The sequence below is a fragment of the Flagellimonas hadalis genome (genome assembly GCF_007785775.2).
Taxonomy (GTDB): Bacteria; Bacteroidota; Bacteroidia; order Flavobacteriales; family Flavobacteriaceae; genus Flagellimonas; species Flagellimonas hadalis.
Window position 1 is genome coordinate 703587 of record NZ_VNIK02000001.1, and the last position, 19836, is coordinate 723422.

19 protein-coding genes are annotated in these 19836 nt (G+C 46.7%); 7 read left to right on the top strand and 12 right to left on the bottom strand.

The features are described 5' to 3' along the window. Nucleotides 1-73: 73 nt before the first annotated feature. From rplI to rpsF, 3 genes are read right to left on the bottom strand one after another with little or no spacing between them, the layout of a single operon-like run. Nucleotides 74-526 (bottom strand): 50S ribosomal protein L9, encoded by a 453-nt coding sequence (gene rplI, locus FOT42_RS03085; protein WP_151889099.1) that lies wholly within the window; start codon nt 524-526, stop codon nt 74-76. 13 nt (nt 527-539) lie between these two features. Next, nucleotides 540-836: a 30S ribosomal protein S18 gene (gene rpsR / locus FOT42_RS03090; protein ID WP_072882551.1), complete on the bottom strand. Its 297-nt coding sequence runs from the start codon at nt 834-836 to the stop codon at nt 540-542. 4 nt (nt 837-840) lie between these two features. Then, nucleotides 841-1179, bottom strand: a complete 339-nt coding sequence (gene rpsF, locus FOT42_RS03095) for a 30S ribosomal protein S6 (protein WP_151889100.1) — start codon at nt 1177-1179, stop codon at nt 841-843. 236 nt (nt 1180-1415) lie between these two features. Here rpsF and FOT42_RS03100 point away from each other — a divergent pair, with 236 nt between their 5' ends. Continuing rightward, complete coding sequence (locus FOT42_RS03100) at nt 1416-2108, top strand: LytR/AlgR family response regulator transcription factor (protein ID WP_072882548.1); 693 nt, start codon at nt 1416-1418, stop codon at nt 2106-2108. Nucleotides 2109-2115: 7 nt separating this feature from the next. Here FOT42_RS03100 and priA read toward each other — a convergent pair whose 3' ends face one another. Genes priA through nadC form a run of 4 tightly spaced genes read right to left on the bottom strand, consistent with a single transcriptional unit; the run spans nt 2116 to nt 6839 of the window. Next, on the bottom strand, nt 2116-4572 hold the full coding sequence (gene priA, locus FOT42_RS03105; RefSeq protein WP_151889101.1) for a replication restart helicase PriA: 2457 nt from the start codon (nt 4570-4572) through the stop codon (nt 2116-2118). Nucleotides 4573-4575: 3 nt separating this feature from the next. Continuing rightward, complete coding sequence (locus FOT42_RS03110; RefSeq protein ID WP_226789781.1) at nt 4576-4986, bottom strand: DUF2147 domain-containing protein; 411 nt, start codon at nt 4984-4986, stop codon at nt 4576-4578. Nucleotides 4987-4999: 13 nt separating this feature from the next. Then, nucleotides 5000-5980 carry a YihY/virulence factor BrkB family protein gene (locus FOT42_RS03115; protein WP_151889103.1) on the bottom strand — a complete coding sequence of 327 codons (981 nt, stop codon included), beginning with the start codon at nt 5978-5980 and terminating at the stop codon, nt 5000-5002. 1 nt (nt 5981) lies between these two features. Continuing rightward, nucleotides 5982-6839 carry a carboxylating nicotinate-nucleotide diphosphorylase gene (gene nadC / locus FOT42_RS03120; RefSeq protein WP_151889320.1) on the bottom strand — a complete coding sequence of 286 codons (858 nt, stop codon included), beginning with the start codon at nt 6837-6839 and terminating at the stop codon, nt 5982-5984. A gap of 651 nt (nt 6840-7490) precedes the next feature. On the opposite strand from nadC, the gene FOT42_RS03125 reads away from it, so the two are divergent. Both FOT42_RS03125 and rlmH read left to right on the top strand, forming a co-directional pair. After that, entirely contained in the window at nt 7491-9278 is a 1788-nt protein-coding gene (locus FOT42_RS03125; protein WP_192938307.1) for a BspA family leucine-rich repeat surface protein, read from the top strand. Between the two features lie 322 nt (nt 9279-9600). Then, nucleotides 9601-10074: a 23S rRNA (pseudouridine(1915)-N(3))-methyltransferase RlmH gene (rlmH, locus tag FOT42_RS03130; protein ID WP_151889105.1), complete on the top strand. Its 474-nt coding sequence runs from the start codon at nt 9601-9603 to the stop codon at nt 10072-10074. A gap of 96 nt (nt 10075-10170) precedes the next feature. Here rlmH and serA read toward each other — a convergent pair whose 3' ends face one another. Together serA and FOT42_RS03140 are read right to left on the bottom strand one after the other, a co-directional pair. Beyond that, nucleotides 10171-12063, bottom strand: a complete 1893-nt coding sequence (gene serA / locus FOT42_RS03135; protein WP_151889321.1) for a phosphoglycerate dehydrogenase — start codon at nt 12061-12063, stop codon at nt 10171-10173. Nucleotides 12064-12456: 393 nt separating this feature from the next. Further along, entirely contained in the window at nt 12457-12909 is a 453-nt protein-coding gene (locus FOT42_RS03140; protein WP_151889106.1) for a methyltransferase family protein, read from the bottom strand. Nucleotides 12910-12968: 59 nt separating this feature from the next. Here FOT42_RS03140 and FOT42_RS03145 point away from each other — a divergent pair, with 59 nt between their 5' ends. The 4 genes from FOT42_RS03145 (at nt 12969) to FOT42_RS03160 (ending at nt 18081) form a co-directional block, all read left to right on the top strand. Then, nucleotides 12969-13550 (top strand): non-canonical purine NTP diphosphatase, encoded by a 582-nt coding sequence (locus FOT42_RS03145; RefSeq protein WP_151889107.1) that lies wholly within the window; start codon nt 12969-12971, stop codon nt 13548-13550. Between the two features lie 142 nt (nt 13551-13692). Then, nucleotides 13693-15456, top strand: a complete 1764-nt coding sequence (locus tag FOT42_RS03150) for a DEAD/DEAH box helicase (RefSeq protein WP_151889108.1) — start codon at nt 13693-13695, stop codon at nt 15454-15456. 75 nt (nt 15457-15531) lie between these two features. Further along, nucleotides 15532-16311 carry a carboxypeptidase-like regulatory domain-containing protein gene (locus FOT42_RS03155; RefSeq protein ID WP_151889109.1) on the top strand — a complete coding sequence of 260 codons (780 nt, stop codon included), beginning with the start codon at nt 15532-15534 and terminating at the stop codon, nt 16309-16311. An 87-nt stretch (nt 16312-16398) separates the two neighbouring features. Next, nucleotides 16399-18081 (top strand): alpha-amylase family glycosyl hydrolase, encoded by a 1683-nt coding sequence (locus FOT42_RS03160; RefSeq protein WP_151889110.1) that lies wholly within the window; start codon nt 16399-16401, stop codon nt 18079-18081. Nucleotides 18082-18084: 3 nt separating this feature from the next. Here FOT42_RS03160 and FOT42_RS03165 read toward each other — a convergent pair whose 3' ends face one another. Genes FOT42_RS03165 through FOT42_RS03175 form a run of 3 tightly spaced genes read right to left on the bottom strand, consistent with a single transcriptional unit; the run spans nt 18085 to nt 19694 of the window. Beyond that, nucleotides 18085-18465, bottom strand: coding sequence for a VOC family protein (locus FOT42_RS03165; protein WP_226789782.1), 381 nt, complete (start codon nt 18463-18465; stop codon nt 18085-18087). Between the two features lie 5 nt (nt 18466-18470). Next, complete coding sequence (locus FOT42_RS03170) at nt 18471-18995, bottom strand: SRPBCC family protein (protein ID WP_151889323.1); 525 nt, start codon at nt 18993-18995, stop codon at nt 18471-18473. 45 nt (nt 18996-19040) lie between these two features. Continuing rightward, nucleotides 19041-19694: a TrmH family RNA methyltransferase gene (locus FOT42_RS03175; RefSeq protein ID WP_151889111.1), complete on the bottom strand. Its 654-nt coding sequence runs from the start codon at nt 19692-19694 to the stop codon at nt 19041-19043. Nucleotides 19695-19836 lie beyond the last annotated feature (142 nt).

Consider the following 19836-nt stretch of genomic DNA (forward strand, 5'->3'; position numbering starts at 1 on the left):
TTGATGCCCTCAAAACGGGAACAAAAAAAGGGCCATGCAAGCACGGCCCTCTCAAAATCATGTCAAATTGAGGTTAGTTAGCCTCGGCGATCACTTCAAAAGGGAATTCCAATACAACTTCCCTGTGAAGTCTGATCACAGCCTCATAAGGACCTGTCCTTTTGATGGCTCCACCTTTGATGTTGATGAATTTTCTATCGATCTGGTGTCCTTCCTTGTCCAAAGCGGCAGCAAGGTCAATATTGGTCACCGATCCGAACAATTTGTCTCCGGCACCTGCCTTGGCAGCGATACGGATCTCCAATTGTTTTAGGCCTTCGGCAATTTTGTTGGCCTCATCAACGATTTTCTTCTCTTTGTGGGCCCTTTGCTTAAGGTTCTCGGCCAAAACTTTTTTGGCAGATGGAGTGGCCAATGTGGCCAAACCTTGTGGGATAAGGTAGTTTCTGCCGTAACCGTTCTTTACGGTAACGATATCATCCTTAAATCCCAAATCCTGTACATCTTCTCTTAGAATAAGTTCCATTCTTCGGTATTTTTTATTTCAACATATCGCCAACGTACGGCATTAACGCAATGTGACGGGCACGCTTAACGGCCTGGGCCACTTTTCTCTGGTATTTCAAGGAAGTACCTGTAAGTCTTCTGGGAAGCAGTTTTCCTTGTTCGTTCACCAATTTCATCAAGAAATCCGGGTCTTTGTAATCAATGTATTTGATACCTGATTTCTTGAACCTGCAATATTTCTTTTGCTTGTTGGTCTCGATATTGAGAGGGGTCAGATATCTGATTTCCCCGTCTTTCTTCGCTTTTGCTTGTTGTTCTATGGATGCCATGTCCCTATGCGTTTGCTTTTAGTTTGGTTCTTCTTTTCTCTGCCCAAGCAATCGCATGCTTGTCCAGTTTAACGGTCAAGAAACGCATGATGCGCTCATCTCTCCTGAATTCAAGCTCGTAGGGGCCGATGGCCTCACCTGGGGCTTGGAATTCGAACAAGTGGTAAAAACCACTTTTTTTGTGCTGAATGGGATAGGCCAATTTTTTAAGTCCCCAATCTTCCTTGGAGACCATTTTGGCACCATTCGTAATCAAGAAATCCTCGAACTTCTTGACTGTTTCCTCTATCTGGGTCTCAGATAGAACGGGATTCAAAATGAAAACAGTTTCGTAATGGTTCATATTATATATTTTTAAAGGAGCGCAAAAGTAATAATTATTCCTTCTCCCTGCAAGAAAACCAAAAAAACTTCGTTTAAATCACAAGAGTTATCAACACCGATGAACCCAATAAACCTAAATAACGTAAAAGGTAATATACACAACAAAATAGACCATGTTTACATCTTTTGTTGCTCCTAAGCGTCTTTTTTATGTAATTTGCCGATGATTTAAAACCCTACAAATCACCCCATTCTATGAAATTAAAAAGTATAATTGTAGACGATTCTTCCATGCAGCGGATGGCCGTTGCAAAATTGGTCAACAATCATCCACATCTTGCTTTGGTTGCTGAATACAGTAACGCCATTGAAGCCAAAAATGGCCTGAAAAACCACGACATCGACCTTATCTTTTTGGATGTTGAAATGCCTATCATCAGTGGTTTTGACCTTTTAGAGGCCCTAGAGAACCCACCACAGGTCATTTTGATCACAGGAAAACCTGACTATGCCCTCAAGGCATTTGATTATGACGTGACCGATTACCTTCACAAACCCATCACCTTGGCCCGTTTTGAGGCCTCTGTAAAAAGGGCCGTTGCCAAATTTGAGCAATTGAACCGAGTGGATGAGGACGAAGAGCACATTTTTGTAAAGAGCAACCTTAAGAAACGCAAGGTTATCCTAAACGACATTAAATGGATCGAGGCGCTCGGGGATTATATCAAATTGGTGACCGATGAGGCCAATATCGTGATCTTGTCCACCATGAAATCTTTCGAACAGCAGTTGCCTGCCGAAAAATTCCTGCGCATCCATAAATCGTACATCGTGAATCTGGAAAAAATCGAGAAATTCAACAGTAAAAATGTTGAGGTCGGTGGCAGACAGATCCCATTGAGCAGAAACAAAAAGACTGAGCTGGCAGAAGCGCTCGCCAACGTATAGTCAAAAGCTATATGTGGTCCACATTGTAGACCAGTCTTACACTTTTATACTTTGAAATAGCATTGAAGGATTTTTCAATCCTTTTAATGCTATTTTTTGTTTGTGCCAACGACTGGTTTTTGGGAATCTTGATCAAGATGTTTTTCAGGTAGTCCCGACGTATCCTGCCCACAGGAGGGTATTCCGGTCCCAAAATCTGGTGCCCCAACACATTGCGGAGTGACTCGGCCAGCCATTGGGCGGCCTCGTTCAGTTTATTGAAGTCCCTGTCCTTTAGCGTAATCTTGATGATCCGCACCAAAGGTGGGTATTTGAACTGTTCGCGCTCGTACAACTGCTCGGCGAACATTTTATCGTAATCATTGGTGGTGACTTGCTGCAGGATCTGATGGTAGGGATTATAGCTCTGGATGAGCACTTTTCCCCTTTTTTGGGTCCTCCCTGCCCTACCCGCCACCTGGGTAAGCATTTGAAAACTCCGTTCGTGGGCTCGGTAGTCGGGAAAATTGAGCATGGTATCCGCATTCATGATGCCCACCAAGCTCACATTCCTGAAATCCAGCCCTTTGGTCACCATTTGGGTGCCCACCAATATGTCCATTTCTTGGTTCTCGAAGGCGGAAATGATCTTTTCATAGGCATACTTTCCCCGTGTGGTGTCCAAATCCATCCTACCAGTGGCAACATCTGGAAAAAGTTGTCCCAATTCTTCCTGTATCTGTTCCGTTCCAAAGCCTTTTTTGTCCAAAGTGGGACTGCCACAGGCCAGACATGCTTGTTGCAAGGCCATGTGGTAACCGCAATAATGGCACCGAAGCTGATTGATGCGCTGGTGATAGGTCAAGCTCACATCGCAGTTGGGGCATTGGGCCACGTGCCCGCAGGTAGTGCACTCCACCACTGGGGCAAACCCCCTTCGGTTCTGAAAAAGAATCACCTGCTCCCCTGCTTCCAACGTTTCGGAAATGGCATTGATCAGGGTTTCGGAAAAATGGCCCTTCATCCGTTTCTTTCGGGTGGCCTCCTTGATATCCACCAAGTTGATGTCGGGCATCAGCACATTGCCATATCTCTGATCAATGGAAGCATAACCATACTTCCCCTTTCTGGCATTGTACATGCTCTCAATGCTCGGCGTGGCCGACCCCAAAACGGTATGGGCCTTGTGTAGCGAGGCCAGCACAATGGCCGCATCACGGGCATGGTACCGCGGTGCCGGGTCAAACTGCTTGAAGGAATTTTCATGCTCCTCGTCCACTACGATCAATCCCAAGTTAGAAAAGGGCAAAAAAAGTGAGGATCGAGCACCAATGACAATCTGTGCCTTCTCGGCATTTTTCAGCACATTGTTCCAGACCTCCACCCGTTCATGGATGCTGTATTTGGAATGGTAAACGGACACTTTGTGTCCAAAATAGTCCCTCAATCTATTGATCAACTGGGAAGTGAGTGCAATTTCGGGCAAAAGGTATAGGGACTGTCTGCCCCCATCTAGGCATTGTTGTATCAATTTCACATATACTTCGGTCTTTCCCGAAGAGGTCACCCCATGCAATAACACGGGCTTGTTTTCAGCAAAGCTGTTGTTGATATCCTCCAGTGCCTTGCTTTGGTGTTCGTTCAGGGCAATGTTCCGAGCTTCCTCGGATTCCTCGTTGTACTCCACCCGGTCCTGCCTGATCTGATATTCTTTTAGAATATCTTTATCGATAAGGGTCTTGATCACGGCCTTGGAACTGCCACTATGCTTTTCCAGTTCTGTGATGGGGATGGGTTTGTTGTTCCCACTCCGCAGTTGAAAAAGGGAGAGTACCACCTGGCTTTGTTTGCGTGCCCTGGAGAGTTCGTTCAACAGTTCTTCCAACTGTCGATCATCGTCATATTTCTCGGAAAGTTTCACATAGCGGACCAATTTGGGCTTGTACTGCTCGTAGAGTTCTTCCTTTTGCCGGACCACTCCTTTCTGTACCAGTCTATTGACCAAGGAGAGGACATTCTTTTTGTCCACGATATCGCTGATTTCCTGAACCTTCAAGGCAGACTGATGCCGCAATGCTTCATATACCAGAAACTCGTCGTCACTGAGTTCCATTTCATCTACGCTGGTCTCCTTGTTGGGCAGGATCAAGGTCTCACTTTCCAATAAAAAGGCACTGGGCAGGACACTGCTGACCACTTCCCCCAGAGTGCACATGTAATATTTGGCCAACCATTCCCAATGTTGCAGCTGAAATGGACCCAAAAGGGGGGCATCGTCCAGAATTTGATAGATTTCCTTGGCTTCGTAAGCAGTCGGGGCGTTTTGGTGCACCCGATAGGCCAAGGCCGTATAGATCTTTGATTTCCCAAAGGGAACGGCCACTCGCATTCCCGGTTGGATAAAGCCTGCTTCCTGTTGGGTGATGCTGTAGGTGAAAAGTTTTTCTAGGGGGATGGGTAGAACGACTTCCAAAAAATATTCCATACGCTACTCCTCAATCACTCTGTGCCAGGTCTGTGTTCGGTGCAAAAAGGCCAGGTAGCCCCTTACTTTGAGGCGGTTTTCGTTGTCTTCGTCCAACCAGACCTTGCCCCGAAAGGTCATTCCCTGTTCGGGATCGAACAACCTATCGCCTTTGTATTCCCCTTTTCCGTTATGCTCAAAATCGTCCATGATCTTCATGCCCAGCACCGGTTTGTCCTTGAGCTCGCCATCACACTTGGTGCATAGGGCATCCTGTTTCCCTTCCTCCAATATTTTGACCACTTTGGCATGCATCAGGCCATCTTCCTTATAGATTTCGATGATTGCCTTGGCAATGCCGTTACGGTCGTCCACAGTCTTCCATTTGCCAAAAACCGTTTGCGACCATGCCACCTGAAAACACAGAAAACCCATTATGAAAATCCACTTATTGATTGTTCTGTTGCCTTTCATGTCGCTTTTTTAGTGAGTTGAGGGTTGCATTGAGCTCAAAGCCCAACAGTAATATATTGGAATTTAACCAAATGAACACCATTAGGATCAATAATCCTCCCAATGCCCCATAAAGTTCGTTGTATCTGGCGAATTTTTCCACATAAATCCCAAAAAGATACGAAGTCAAGAGAAACAGTAAAGTGGTCATCAGTGCCCCGGCAGAGAAAAACTTGGCATTTCTTCCTTCGGCAGTCCCAAAATAATAGAGAATGGAGGTGGTAAGGTAGGACAGGCTCAGAAAAAACACGATCTTGGCAATTTGGATCCCAACGTTGTCCCCTTGTTCAACATCGTACCCCAAGGTCCTCCCAAAATACTCATTGGTATACTCCAAAATGTAAAATTCAAAATACACAAAGACCACGGCGCCGATGATCAACAAAATGGAAAGGATGAGCCCCACCACAAGGGCATAGGCATATTGCCTGAAAAAATTTCGGGTAAGTTCCACATGATATGAATTTTCGAACCCTCCGAAAATGGCGTTCACCCCATTGGCCACTAAAAAGATGGACACAAGGAATGCGGACGACAATAGGCCTCCCTGCTTCTGGTCCTTTATCTGCTGATAGATATCCCCAAAATAATCACTGGTGGCCGACGGAAGGAAGGATTCCAAAAAATCGAGGAACTGTGCATCGAAATTTTCATTGCCTACGCTCACATACGGGATGATGAAGGGTATCAATGTCACCAAAAAGATGAGCAATGGGAACAGGGCCATAAAAAGACTGAAAGCAATGGAACTGGCACGGGAGGACAAAGTCCCCTTTACGATGCCCACTAAGTACATTTCGATCACATCATAGAAGGAAAGGCCCTCAAAAGCCTTTAGTTTAATGCGTTTCAACACACGCACCAACCAATTGACCACGGGTATCTTTTCCAATTGCTCTTCTATGGCCACTGACATGCTATACCGCTTTTAAACTTAAATCCATATTGTACACAGAATGGGTCAGCGCTCCGGAGGAAATATAATCCACCCCACACTCGGCATAGGCTCGGATGGTTTCTTCGTTGATCCCTCCAGAGGATTCGGTCTGGCACTTCGCTCCTATCCGTTTTACGGCTTCCCGGGTCTGTTCGTAATCAAAATTGTCCAGCAGGATGCGGTGCACCCCATCGGATTGCAGAATCTCATCGACCTCATCCATATCCCTCGCTTCCACAATGATTTTCAGGTCCTTGCCCTTGTCCTTGAGGTATTTCTGGGTCTTTTGGATGGCCTTGGTGATGCCTCCCGCAAAATCGATATGATTGTCCTTCAACATCACCATATCGTATAGGGCGAACCTATGGTTCTCACCACCGCCTATCTTCACGGCCCATTTTTCCAACGCCCGGATGCCCGGGGTGGTCTTTCGGGTGTCCAAGATCTTGGTGTCGGTGCCATCCAAAAGGGACACAAAATCCCGGGTCTTGGTGGCAATGGCACTCATACGCTGCATGGCGTTGAGCACCAACCGCTCCGCTTTTAGGATACTTTGGGAACTCCCTTCCACATAAAAAACGACATCCCCATATTTTACAGGATTTCCGTCCTCTATCAGCACTTCCATCTTCAATTTGGGGTCGATATAACCAAACACCAACTTGGCAAACTCCACACCGGCAATGATGCCCTCGTCCTTCACCAACAGCTTGGCTTTTCCGGTGGCCGATGCCGGAATGCAGGCCAGTGAACTGTGGTCGCCATCCCCAACATCTTCGCGTACGGCGTTGGAAATGATCAGGTCCAGTTCCTTTTGAAATTGTTCTTCGGATATCATGCATTTGGGTTTCCACGAAAATACTAAAAACATTGGTGTTGTTTTGTTATTTGGTTATTGAGTTATTTGGTTATTGCAAACTGCCTACTGCTTACTGAGCCATTGGAATTTCAGGTTTGGGATTTGATCGGAAGTCCAAAGTCCGAAGTGATTCGTGCCTATTCAAAATTAGTGTCAAAATAGACGAAAGAAAATAGACCATAGAGAATAGACTGGTTTTTTCTGCTTGTTTCCGTTTCAGGTTTGGGGTTTCAAGTTATTCCGTTATTGGGTTATTGGAATTAGGTGCTTGCTGGGAGGAGTCCGAAGTCCGAAGGGACAAATGAACATGGAAAATAGAGAATGGACTTTGGTCATTCTGTTATTGGTTATTGGATCATTAAAAACCGCCGACTGCTTACTGCCTCTTTGTTCTATTTTCTTTCGTCTATTTTCCCTACCCTTGAACCTGAAACCTGCACTTGAACATTTGACCCCATGCCGACTTCGGACTTCGGACTTCGGACTTCTGACCTCTTCCCCCATCAACCCAAATGCCCTATCCGTCAACCCAAACCCCGCATCCGTCAGATCGTGCCCTGAACTCTCCCACAAATGCCCCATCTTGCTGCATTATTCATTATTCATTCTAACAATAAAAACAAATTGAGTATGAAAAACACTTTTAAAAAATTAGGTATTGCACTTATGGCCATGGCCCTGCTCTGGTCCTGCGGGAAGGACGACGGACCCACACCCGTGAATAACACCGCCCCGGTGATCGCCGCACAGGAGTTCACCGTCAAGGCGGATATCACCCCGGCCGATGCCATCGGAACGGTAGTGGCCACCGATGCGGACAAGGATGCACTCACTTTCAGCATCAAGACGAACGACAACGATGCTTTTGCCATTTCATCCTCAGGGGTATTGACATTGGCACAAGGCAAATCACTGCTGATTTTTTTCGACACTCCCAAGCGTTTCATCACCGTGGAGGTGAGCGATGGGGAGGCCAAGGCCTCCGCCGAGATTGCAATAAATGTGACCGATTTTCCCATTGTGAACGTTCCCCCAGACTTAGGAAATTTTGAATTCACCGTGGCTGAGGACATTGCCGATACCGATGTGATCGGTGTCGTTGAGGCCTTCGATGTTGATGGAGATGAACTGACCTACAGCATCGTCGGGGACAACCTCTTCGAAATCGATCTCGCTACCGGGGAGCTCTCCCTCGCCGAGGGCAAGAACCTCGACTTTGAGACCGACACGGAGCACAGCATCACCGTAGAGGTGAGCGATGGCACTGCCGCCGCACAGGCCACGGTGACCATAAAGGTCACGGACGTGGACGAGCTGGCCAGCAACCCCAACGCCTTTGTCACCACTTGGAGGACCACAGTGGCCAATGAGCAGATCACCATTGGCACCAATGATGGCCTTACCTATGACTACACCATCGACTGGGGCGATGGCACGGTGGAGGAGATCACTGCGAGCGAAAGCCCCTCCCATGCCTATGCCACTGCTGGAGACCATACCGTGGCCATCTTGGGGCAGTTCCCACAAATTATAATGGGTGACCATGAGTCAATGGCACCAAAACTCCTGTCCGTGGACCAATGGGGCAACATCCAATGGGAGAGCATGTATGGGGCCTTTGCCCTTTGTTCGAACATGACCTATAAGGCCACGGACACCCCGGACCTTTCCCAAGTCGTGGATTTGGGCTATATGTTCTACAATGCCACAGCCTTTAATGGAGACATCGGTGACTGGAGTGTTGGAAATGTCACCAATATGGCCTTTATGTTCTCTGGGGCCTCCTCCTTTAATGGGAACATCGGTGCTTGGGACGTGAACAATGTGGTCAGTATGGAATTGATGTTCTATCAGGCCACAGCTTTCAACCAGAACATTGGTGGCTGGGGCACCTTCAGCTTGGAATATGTCTCCTATATGTTCGCAGGGGCCACGGCCTTCAACCAGCCCATTGGCAGTTGGGACACCTCCAGCGTGACCAGTATGGAAGGTATGTTCGCCGGTGCCACCTCTTTTAACCAAGGCCTTAACTTGTGGGAAACCTCCAGCGTCACCAGTATGGAGGGCATGTTCCAGAATGCTACCGCCTTCAACGGAAACGTGTTAGGTTGGGACACCTCCAGTGTTACCACTATGGAAAACATGTTCAATGGGGCCACTTCTTTTAATAGTTCTTTGGGTGATTTTGACATCTCCAATGTGACCAACATGGCAGGGATGCTGGACAACACGGCCTTGACTACCCAAAACTACAGTTTTACCTTGGCCGGTTGGAACGGTGACCCCAATACCCCCGATAACATTGTATTAGGTGCCACAGGTCTAAGTGTTTGCGGCAATGCAGCGGGTGAAATTGCTCGCTTCGACCTTGCATCAAATAAAAACTGGATTTTCATCGACAATATTGATTGTAATTAAACGCTGGAAAGAATTGTTTTTGAAATTAATACCGGAAGGACAATAATGCCCTTCCGGTTTTTGTTTTATAGCAAATTGGATTTATATGGGCGATGCCTGTCATTCCAAAAACACGGAGTGTTTGAAAAATCCCCCCAAAGAAGATGCTTCACTTCGTTCAGAAGGATAAAGTCTACTGTAAACTGACACATCCGTAACCTGAAACCTAAAACTTGGAATCCAAAACCCACAATTCCACTTCCCTTTGAACTTGAAACTTGCACCTGAACTTTTGACCACAATCTCACTTCAAACTTTCCCCATAAAGATTTACTTTTGGATCATGCAGATTACATTGATAGCCATAGGAAAAACAGACAGGTCCGAACTGGAGCAACTGATAGCCCTGTATGAGAAACGGCTAAAACACTACATCAAATTCGAGTTTGTGGTGCTACCCGATATCAAGAACAGTAAAAACCTTTCCGAGGCCCAACAAAAGGAAAAGGAAGGGGAACTTATCTTGGCGCAGTTGCAACCCACCGACACCCTTATTTTACTGGATGAAAATGGCAAACAGTACTCTTCGGTGGATTTTGCCCAATTCCTCCAAAAGAAAATGAACAGTGGCCTCAAAAACTTGGTTTTGGCCATTGGAGGCCCTTATGGTTTCAGTGATGCGGTGTATGCAAAGGGCAATGGGAAAATCAGTCTGTCCAAAATGACCTTTTCACACCAAATGGTCCGCTTGTTCTTGGTGGAGCAATTATATAGGGGGTTCACCATCCTGCGGAATGAACCGTATCATCATCAGTGATTGTTGGAGCCATTAGTCAGGAGCCAAGAAAAAACTGTCCTTATTCTTCCTGCCTTCGGCAGGCAAGGTTTCTAGGAGCGCAGCGGTCCGCGTCTATTAATAAAGAACCCTAAACTTGATCGTGTTTTCCACGTTCTTCAGTTCCTTCACCACATCTTTGTCATACTCCCTGTCCAGATCGGTAATCACATAACCCACTTCAGGGTCTGTGGACAGGTATTGTCCGGTGATGTTGAGACCATACTTGGCCAACACTTCATTGATCTTCGCCATGATGCCCGGCACATTTTTGTGGATGTGCAAAAAGCGATGCGCCTTGTTCTGCTTGGGCAACCTGATGTTAGGGAAATTCACGGCATCCACCGTGTTCCCTGAATTGATATAGTCCATGATCTTGCTGGGCACAAAATCGGCAATATCCCGCTGTGCCTCTTCGGTGCTACCACCAATATGAGGAGTGAGTATCACATTGGACAGGCCTTGCAAAGGCGTTTCAAAAGCGCCATTGGCACTTGGTTCGGATGGGTACACATCCACCGCTGCACCGCCCAATTTTCCGCTTTTCAACGCTGATGCGAGTGCATCGATGTCCACCACAAAGCCCCTGGAGAGGTTGATGAGCATGGCGCCATTCTTCATCTGGTTGATCTCGCGTTCGCCTATAAAGTTCTTATTGGCCTTGTTGTCATCCACATGGAGGGTGACCACATCGGACACGGACAATAGGTCTTCCAAGGTGTTGCATTTTACTGCATTCCCAAGGGCCAATTGATCGTTCACATCGTAGTAATACACATGCATACCGATGGCTTCCGCCAATACGGACATTTGCTTTCCGATATTGCCATAGCCGACAATCCCCAGATTCTTGCCCCGGACTTCCCTTGAATTGGAAGCGGTTTTGTTCCACTCCCCGTTATGGATCTCGGTACTGCGTGGGAAGATACTGCGCATGAGCATAATGATCTGTCCAACGGCCAGTTCCACCACAGACCTTGTGTTGCTATAGGGCGCATTGAAGACCACTACCCCTTTCTTTTTGCTGTATTCCAAATCGATTTGCGTGGTCCCGATGCAGAAAGCGCCCACCACCAACAGTTTATTGGCGGCATCCAATACCCTTTGGGTAACCTGTGTCTTGGAGCGGATACCGAGTACATGGACCCCTTTGATGCGTTCCACAAGTTCGTCCTCGGAGAGACTGTGCTTCACCAACTCCACGGAAAACCCATCTTCGGATAGGTTTTCAAAAGCTGCTGTGTGGACATTTTCCAGCAAAAGGATCTTGATTCGGTTCTTGGGATAGGACAGGTTTCTTGGTAAATCGTTCACAAACAAAAATTCATCTAGGTTAGGTGCTACGTGATCGGCATTGTTGGCCGCCTTTTCACGGTGCACGTTTTCAGTGTAGGCAAAAAACTTATGGGCTATCCCGGCCTCGCGCATCACATAATCGCTATAACCGTCGCCAATGACCTGAACCTCGCCTTCCAGACCCAGGTTTTTCAAACATTCTATCTTTCCATTGTGGGAAGCGAGCACATTGGTCTCATCAAACCCAATAATATTTCCTTCTCCATCAAACTTGAAGGTATTGGCATATACCCTGTCCGAAGGAATCTTGTATTCTTCGACTATGGGATCTATGAATTCCTTGAACCCACAGGAAATGACATAGATGTCTTCTGAAAATTCATGAAAAAAATCCTTATTGGCCGCAATGGATTTGGATATCTTTTGACGAAGCTCGGCAACAAGGTCCTGAAGATCGTTCTTGTTCGCATTGAGCAGACGTATCCTTCTTTCCAAAGATTCGGTGAAGGAAATGTCTCCATCTATCCCCAAGTTGGTGATTCGTTGGATTTCCTTTACGATCTCGTCCCTTTTGGGATTTCCCTGAAGGGTCATTTCCGCCAAAACATCCAACGCTTCCACCCGTGTGAGGGTGCTGTCAAAATCGAAAACATATTTGCGGCCCGTTTGCACCATGGATTCCATCAAAAAAATTAAGGCGTAAAATTAAGGATTAATTCCATCCCTGAAATCGGGACCGCCCAAAAACCTTACAGAATTGTCGATAAATCAAAAAACCCTTACATTTTGTTTCAAATGGCACCCAAAATCCAACTTTTTGCAATTAGGCAGGAAAGGCAAGCACCAAACCTAAAATTCCAAAATCCAGCTTTCTTCGGTCAACGCCCAAATAACTCAATGAAAGTAGGCAGTAGTCAGTAAGCAGTTTGCAATGTTCAATAACCCAATAACAGAATAACTAACTCAACCAAGCCTATTTTCTATGGTCTATGTTCTTTCGTCTATTTTGAAACGAATTTCACGAATAGGCACGAAATAATCCTGACTCCTGACTCCCGACTTCAAATATCAAAACCAACGTCGGGTCAGCTTGCAATAAATGCTGTACTCCTTCCCGAACATTTTCGCCAATGCCTCTTCTTCTCCCTTGATCTGGAAACGGTTCATATAGGACACAAAACCTGCGGCCAGAAGGGTATTGAAGGCGTTCCCCAATTTCAGCCCAAAGGCCAAAAGAAAAAGCAACATCCCCAGATACATGGGGTTTCGGGTGTAGTTGTAGATCCCGGAAGTCACCAATTGGGATGCCTTGCCCGGACTGAGTGGGTCCGTGGTGGTCTTGGCCTTGATGAATTGTATGACCGAAATGAAAATCACCACAAAACCCAAGGTCGCAAGGAACAGGGCAAGTTCCCTTCTGCCAAAAAAATCAAAGTCCCCAACGGGCAGGAACTTGGCAAGGACATACATCAATCCCCCAAATAGCAACATCACCAAAGCCGGTGGCAATTTCAATTTCATGCGACGTGTTTAAGTTTCGAAATTACTACTTTTGATCCTCAAATAGAACCCTCCACGCCTTGAAACTTGTTTTTGCCACCCACAACGACCATAAACTGCACGAAGTCCAACAGCTCTTACCCGAATCTTTCGAACTTTTATCGCTAAAGGATATTGGGTGCTTTGCTGAAATCCCTGAAACGGGCCTCACTTTGGAAGAAAATGCAAAGATCAAGGCCGATTTCGTGACCCAAACCTATGGTTTGGATTGTTTTTCGGACGATACAGGTCTTTTGGTGGACAGCCTCAACGGGGAACCTGGCGTATATTCGGCAAGATATGCAGGGGGACAAAAAAATGCTGGGGACAACATGGCCAAGCTATTGTCCAAGTTGGAAAAGAAGGACAACCGTTCGGCCCATTTCAAAACTGTTATACACTTGAATATCAATGGAAAAAGTTTTGCTTTTGAAGGTATTGTCGAAGGTTCCATCACTGAAAGCCAGCAAGGGAACGGAGGCTTCGGCTATGACCCCATCTTTAGGCCAAATGGGTATATAAAAACATTTGGAGAGCTGTCCGCGGAGACCAAAAATGCCATAAGCCACCGAGGCAGGGCCATTCAGAAATTGGTGGATTTTTTAAAAAACAGCACCCCTTAGTATCAGCTGAACAAATTTAATGTACCTTTGCCGCTTTAATAACGCCGCCGGTATGGGCAAGGTGTTGCGATGGGCTTAAAGGGTTATAGAAAAATCGCTCTGTGCAACACAACATATTTGCGATTTTAAGGTATACACCACTATGACAAAATTTGAAGCCTTGGGGTTATCTCAACCCCTATTGGATGCCATTTCCGATCTTGGATTTGAATCCCCCTCCGAAGTACAGGAAAAATCAATCCCCGTTTTATTGGGACAGGACACCGATTTGGTGGCCTTGGCACAAACAGGAACAGGAAAGACCGCCGCTTTTGGTTTTCCCATGATCCAGAAAATCGATGCGGACAGCAGGACCACGCAGGGACTTATTCTATCCCCTACCCGTGAGCTTTGCCTCCAGATCACCAATGAACTCAAGCTCTATTCCAAATATATAAAAGGACTGAACACCGTGGCCATTTACGGCGGTGCCAGTATCACGGAACAGGCCAAACAAATTAAACGCGGCGCGCAGATCGTTGTGGCCACTCCTGGCCGTATGAAGGACATGATCGGACGTGGGATGGTCGATATTTCAAAAATTGATTACTGCGTTCTGGATGAAGCCGATGAAATGCTGAACATGGGCTTTTATGAGGACATCAAGGACATCCTTTCCAATACGCCCCAAGAAAAATTGACATGGTTGTTTTCGGCCACCATGCCCAAGGAAGTGGCCACCATTTCCAAAAAATTCATGCATCAGCCCGTTGAGATTACAGTGGGCACCAAAAATGCTGGTGCTGCCACCGTACAGCACGAATATTATGTGGTGGGCGGCCGTGACCGATATTCGGCACTGAAACGCCTTGCCGATGCCAACCCTGGCATCTTCTCCGTGGTCTTTTGCAGGACCAAGCGGGATACCCAACGTGTAGCGGAAAAATTGATCGAGGATGGTTACAATGCCGGAGCACTTCACGGTGACCTGAGCCAGAACCAACGGGATATGGTCATGAATGCTTTCAGAAAGAAGCAAGTGCAGATGTTGGTAGCCACCGATGTGGCCGCACGAGGAATCGATGTGGACGATATCACCCACGTGATCAATTACCAGTTGCCCGATGAGATAGAAACCTATACCCACCGAAGTGGGCGTACAGGAAGAGCTGGAAAATCAGGGATATCCATGGTGATAGTTACCCGTTCAGAACTCCGTAAGATCAAATCCATTGAGGGTAAGATCAAGCAGGACTTTATTGCCAAAAAAATCCCTTCGGGCATCGAGATCTGTGAAATCCAGTTGTACCACTTGGCCAACAAGATCAAGGAAACCAAGGTCAATAGCGAAATAGAAAGTTATCTTCCCGCCATCAATGACGTGCTGGAAGGCATAGACAGGGATGAACTCATCAAGAAAATCGTTTCGGTAGAGTTCACCCAATTTTACAACTACTATAGCAAGACCAAGGACCTCAACTCTTCCGACTCCGACAGGGGAGAACGTGGCAGTAGTGAGGATAGAGGCGGAGACATCCCTTCAGAAGGTTCCGTGCGCTACTTCATCAATATAGGTGAGCGCGACGGCTACGACTGGATGTCACTCAAGGATTTCCTAAGGGATACACTGAACCTTGAAAAAGAGGATATCTTCAATGTGGACACCAAGGACAGTTTCTCCTTTTTCAATTCCGATGCGCAATTGACGGATCTCATCCTGCAAACCTTTACCGAATTCAAGGTGGACGGACGTTTCATCAACGTGGAAGTTTCCAAAAACCCTGGAGGGTCTGGTGGAGGCAAAGGCGGCAAAAAACGCGACAGGAAACGAGGCCATCGCAAAGGTGGGGACAACCGATCCTTCAAAGGCGGTAAAAAAGGCGGCTTTAGCAAAAAAGGTGGCAAAAAGAGGACTGGCTTTTATTAGTTAATTCTATATTAAATGCTACGGGGGTACTGTAGTTTTTTCTTTGTTTAGTACTTTTATACCTACTAAAATTGCATGAGAAGAATATTACTTACACTTTTCGCCCTTGTTTCCCTTCATGGCATTGCCCAAGATGATTTGGAAAACCAAGAGGTAGGGGAACTTACCGCCACGGTGATCAATGCGCAGAGTGATATGCCTTTGGAAAGTGTCCACGTCATCAACCTGAACCAGGTAAAAGGGACCATCACGAACCAAAACGGAAAATTTACCATTCCGGCAGCGGTGAACGATACCCTTTACCTCTCCTATTTGGGTTTTAAGACGCAAAAAGTAAGGGTCACGAACGATATGTTCAAATTCGGGGACACCAAAATTGCCCTGACCGAGCTTGCCTATGCACTGGAAGAGGTCATTGTAAGGCCCTATCAGCTTACGGGCTATCTGGAAATCGATGTGAAGAACCTTCCCATCAATACTGCGCCACAGTACAGCATCTCGGGCCTCAACACCAGTTATGAAGCCGGGAACAAGAGCCCCAGTGCCGTGACCAAGGTTTTGGGGGCCATACTCAACCCTGCCGACCTTTTGCGCAACCTTTTTGGCAAACAGCCCCGGCAGATGCGCAAATTGCGCCAGATCAAGGAAGACGACAACATCAGGGACCTGCTCGCCTCAAAATTTGACCGGGAAACCCTTACCGAACTGCTCCAATTGGAAAAAGTGGACATCGAGGACATCCTCAACAACTGCAACTATTCCAAGTCGTTCATCAGCACGGCCAACGATCTCCAGATCTTGGATGCCATCTCCAGTTGCTACGAAGAATACAAAGTATTGAACCGAAAACAATAGAACCGTTCATTTTCCAGTCTGGGCCCAGCTATAAATAAATTTTATATTTCCATATGCATTTTATAGCTTTAGACAAAATCCCAATACATGAAAAAGCTACTTGTCGTCATGTACACCATTCCCTTGTTCATCGGCTGTAAAGAGGTTAAAAAACAACCTGAAAAAATACAAGTAGTCCAACAAGAGGCTCCCAAAAAGGAAGTCCCTTTTGTTTGGGAGGCCGCCAATGTCTATTTTCTGCTGACGGACCGTTTCAACAACGGAAATCCTGAAAACGACGTCAATTTTGGACGAACTGAAGAGACGGGTGTGCTCAGGGGATTTATGGGCGGTGACCTGCAGGGCATCACCCAAAAAATTGAGGAAGGCTATTTCACCGATTTGGGCATCAACGCCATTTGGTTCACCCCCGTTGTGGAACAGATCCACGGGGCCACGGACGAAGGCACTGGAAAAACATACGGCTACCATGGCTATTGGGCCAAGGACTGGACCGCCATAGATCCCAACTTTGGCACCAAACAAGATTTGGGGAATTTGGTGAAGGCCGCCCACAAAAAGGGCATCAGAATACTGTTGGATGTGGTGCTGAACCACACTGGACCCGTTACCGATCAAGACCCGGTATGGCCGGACGATTGGGTGAGGACGGGACCCAAATGCGAGTTCACCACCTACGAAAATACCACGGCTTGCACCTTGGTGGAAAACCTGCCGGACATCCTTACCGAATCCAACGAACCCGTGGAGCTCCCAGATGCGCTTTTGGCGAAATGGAAGGAAGAGGGCCGTTTGAGCAAGGAACTCGATGAACTCCAACTTTTCTTTGAACGCACAGGCTACCCAAGGGCTCCGCGCTACTACATCATCAAATGGCTCACCGATTACATCAACGAGTTCGGGGTGGATGGATTCCGCGTGGACACCGTAAAGCATGTGAACGAAGACGTTTGGGGCGAACTGCACAAAGAGGCCAACATCGCCTTCGAAATGTGGAAAAAGAAACACGAGAGCAAAGTGTTGGACGACAATCCCTTCTACATGGTGGGCGAAGTCTATAATTATGGTATTTCCGGGGGACGCCAATTTGATTTTGGTGACAAAAAGGTGGACTTTTTTGAGTATGGGTTCAAGAGTCTGATCAATTTTGAGTTGAAGACCGATGCCGACAACGACTACGAATCCATCTTTAAGAAGTATAGCAACATCCTCAATACCAAATTAAAGGACAAAAGCGTGCTCAATTACCTGACCTCACATGATGATGGGGCACCTTACGACAAGGAACGGAAAAAGGCCATTCGTGCCGCCAACGTGCTACTTTTGACCCCTGGTGCCTCCCAAGTCTATTACGGGGACGAAACATCCCGTAGCCTCACCATTGAAGGTGCCGAGGGCGATGCCACCTTGCGATCCTTTATGAACTGGGAAGAACTGGACAGCCTGCCCAATGTGCAACAGATCCATAAACACTGGCAAAAACTGGGGCAGTTCCGTAAAAATCACCCGGCAATAGGTGCTGGCAAGCACAAAAGATTGGGGAAATCCCCCTATGTGTTCTCCAGGACCTATGTCAACGGTGATTTCAGGGATAAAGTGGTCGTGGGACTGGACTTGCCCAAGGGCAAAAAATCCCTTTGGGTGAAAGGCTTCTTCGGGGACGGCACCAAACTGTACGATACCTATTCGGAAACGGAGGTCATTGTCAACAATGGCAAGGTGATTTTGGACAATGATTTTGACATTGCCCTACTAGAGTTGGTAGAATAGGCCTTACTGTCTTGAATGCAATGCAATCCGATTGCCCTCCGTATCCAAAAACACGGCCATAAAACCTATTTCCTTACTGATTTGGGTCTTGGGCTGCATAATTTTACCTCCGTTAGGCTCAATGCGGTCGAGTTCGTTCTGCACGTCCATACTATTGAAATAGAGCAATGCTCCCTCACTCCTACTAGGTTTGTACCAATCCTTATTCTGGATCAAAGATCCTGCCGCACCAGGTTTTGCATGGTCCGTGGGGAACCAGCCCATTTTTGTGCCACCGAAATCCTGTAGGCTTATTTCTACCTGAAAAACTGCTTCATAAAATGTTTTGGCCCGTTCCATATCCTCCACTGGGATCTCGAACCAGCCCACCATATTGTAATCCATATCTGTTATTTTTCCAAAGTTGTCTTGAGGTTTCTGAGACCTTCCTCAAAATCTTTACCAACGGCTTTGTCCATGCTCATGAACAACATCATAATGGTCATGGGGAATTTGTTATGGCCGGAAAACCCCCAAGTGACCTTGGTCCTGCTCCCATCCAAACTTTCTGTCACCAAATAAGCATCCGAAGTGGATTTGAAGGGTTTTAGGAACCGTAGCTCGGATTCCACACGCTCTCCTTCCACGATCTTTGTGATTTCCTGTTCCCCTTCCCCTACTTGCTTGTTGCCGTTCCAGTAGTTGATAGCCCCAACTTCGCCATCGGTTCCAGTGAATTTTTGCTCCATGTTCGGGTCCCTTCTGGCCCAAGGGGACCATTCATTTTGCTTTTTCAAGGATTTGAGATGGGCAAAGACCTCATCCTTTGGCCGGTTTATCTCTATAGATCGGGAAACGTTGTAGGTCTTGGGTGCAATTGTTGCCAGAATCAAGATCAACAAAACAATTCCGAGGATAATGTAAAGTGCTGTCATCATGCTTGTAAGTGATTGGTTAACAACTAAAAGTACAAAAAAACTTTACTCTGAGCGGTATCTTTTGATGATTCCCTTCACATGGTTGATGGATTTTTTGGTCCAATCCATTCGTTTTTCAAGAATCTCATCCTCAGATAGTTGCCAATCCAACCCAGACCGTCTCACTTTTTGGGCCAGATCCTGTATGATGATGGCCGCCGAAACGGATACGTTCAGACTTTCTGAAAAGCCCACCATCGGGATTTTTAGAAAAACGTCCGCCTGCTGCATCACCTCATCACTGAGCCCAGCCTTTTCCGTGCCAAAAAAAATGGCCGATTTGCTTTCGGGAAAAAAGTCGTTGAGCAGCGTGGAATTGTCATGTGGCGTAGTGGCGATGATCTGATACCCTTCTTCCTTCAGTCTTGTCACGCAGTCCCTTGTTTTCCTGTATTTATGGACATCCACCCACTTTTCGGCGCCCATGGCAATATTCTTGTCCAATTGCTTGGCAAAACGGTCTTCCACCACATGGACTTGCTGCACCCCGAACACATCGCAACTTCGGATAATGGCACTGGTGTTGTGCATTTGGTACACATCCTCAATAGCCACGGTCAAAAAATTGGTGCGGTGTTGCAGCACCTCCAAAAAACGCTGCTTGCGTTCCTCTGTGAGATAGCTTTCCAGATATGCAAAGAGATCATGATCGAACATGGGCCGCAAGATAGACAAATTTGAAATGTGCCGGATCCAACATGGACCATGCAGTCCCTTGTTCCAATGGCAACAGGCAACTCTTTACCCTATGAAAAATGATAAGAACTGTCAAATTCACGTTCGGAACAATAATTATTTT

Bases quoted from the DNA above. Each gene is read 5' to 3' on its own strand.
- serA (WP_151889321.1), bottom strand. From the start codon at position 12,063: ATGGTGCAAACGGGCCGCAAATATGTTTTCGATTTTGACAGCACCCTC.
- FOT42_RS03175 (WP_151889111.1), bottom strand. From the start codon at position 19,694: ATGTTCGATCATGATCTCTTTGCATATCTGGAAAGCTATCTCACAGAG.
- FOT42_RS03100 (WP_072882548.1), top strand. From the start codon at position 1,416: ATGAAATTAAAAAGTATAATTGTAGACGATTCTTCCATGCAGCGGATG.
- rplI (WP_151889099.1), bottom strand. From the start codon at position 526: ATGGAACTTATTCTAAGAGAAGATGTACAGGATTTGGGATTTAAGGAT.
- FOT42_RS03125 (WP_192938307.1), top strand. From the start codon at position 7,491: ATGAAAAACACTTTTAAAAAATTAGGTATTGCACTTATGGCCATGGCC.
- FOT42_RS03150 (WP_151889108.1), top strand. From the start codon at position 13,693: ATGACAAAATTTGAAGCCTTGGGGTTATCTCAACCCCTATTGGATGCC.
- FOT42_RS03110 (WP_226789781.1), bottom strand. From the start codon at position 4,986: ATGGGTTTTCTGTGTTTTCAGGTGGCATGGTCGCAAACGGTTTTTGGC.
- FOT42_RS03165 (WP_226789782.1), bottom strand. From the start codon at position 18,465: ATGGATTACAATATGGTGGGCTGGTTCGAGATCCCAGTGGAGGATATG.
- FOT42_RS03170 (WP_151889323.1), bottom strand. From the start codon at position 18,995: ATGACAGCACTTTACATTATCCTCGGAATTGTTTTGTTGATCTTGATT.
- FOT42_RS03115 (WP_151889103.1), bottom strand. From the start codon at position 5,980: ATGTCAGTGGCCATAGAAGAGCAATTGGAAAAGATACCCGTGGTCAAT.
- nadC (WP_151889320.1), bottom strand. From the start codon at position 6,839: ATGATATCCGAAGAACAATTTCAAAAGGAACTGGACCTGATCATTTCC.
- rlmH (WP_151889105.1), top strand. From the start codon at position 9,601: ATGCAGATTACATTGATAGCCATAGGAAAAACAGACAGGTCCGAACTG.
- rpsF (WP_151889100.1), bottom strand. From the start codon at position 1,179: ATGAACCATTACGAAACTGTTTTCATTTTGAATCCCGTTCTATCTGAG.
- FOT42_RS03160 (WP_151889110.1), top strand. From the start codon at position 16,399: ATGAAAAAGCTACTTGTCGTCATGTACACCATTCCCTTGTTCATCGGC.
- priA (WP_151889101.1), bottom strand. From the start codon at position 4,572: ATGGAATATTTTTTGGAAGTCGTTCTACCCATCCCCCTAGAAAAACTT.
- FOT42_RS03155 (WP_151889109.1), top strand. From the start codon at position 15,532: ATGAGAAGAATATTACTTACACTTTTCGCCCTTGTTTCCCTTCATGGC.
- rpsR (WP_072882551.1), bottom strand. From the start codon at position 836: ATGGCATCCATAGAACAACAAGCAAAAGCGAAGAAAGACGGGGAAATC.
- FOT42_RS03140 (WP_151889106.1), bottom strand. From the start codon at position 12,909: ATGAAATTGAAATTGCCACCGGCTTTGGTGATGTTGCTATTTGGGGGA.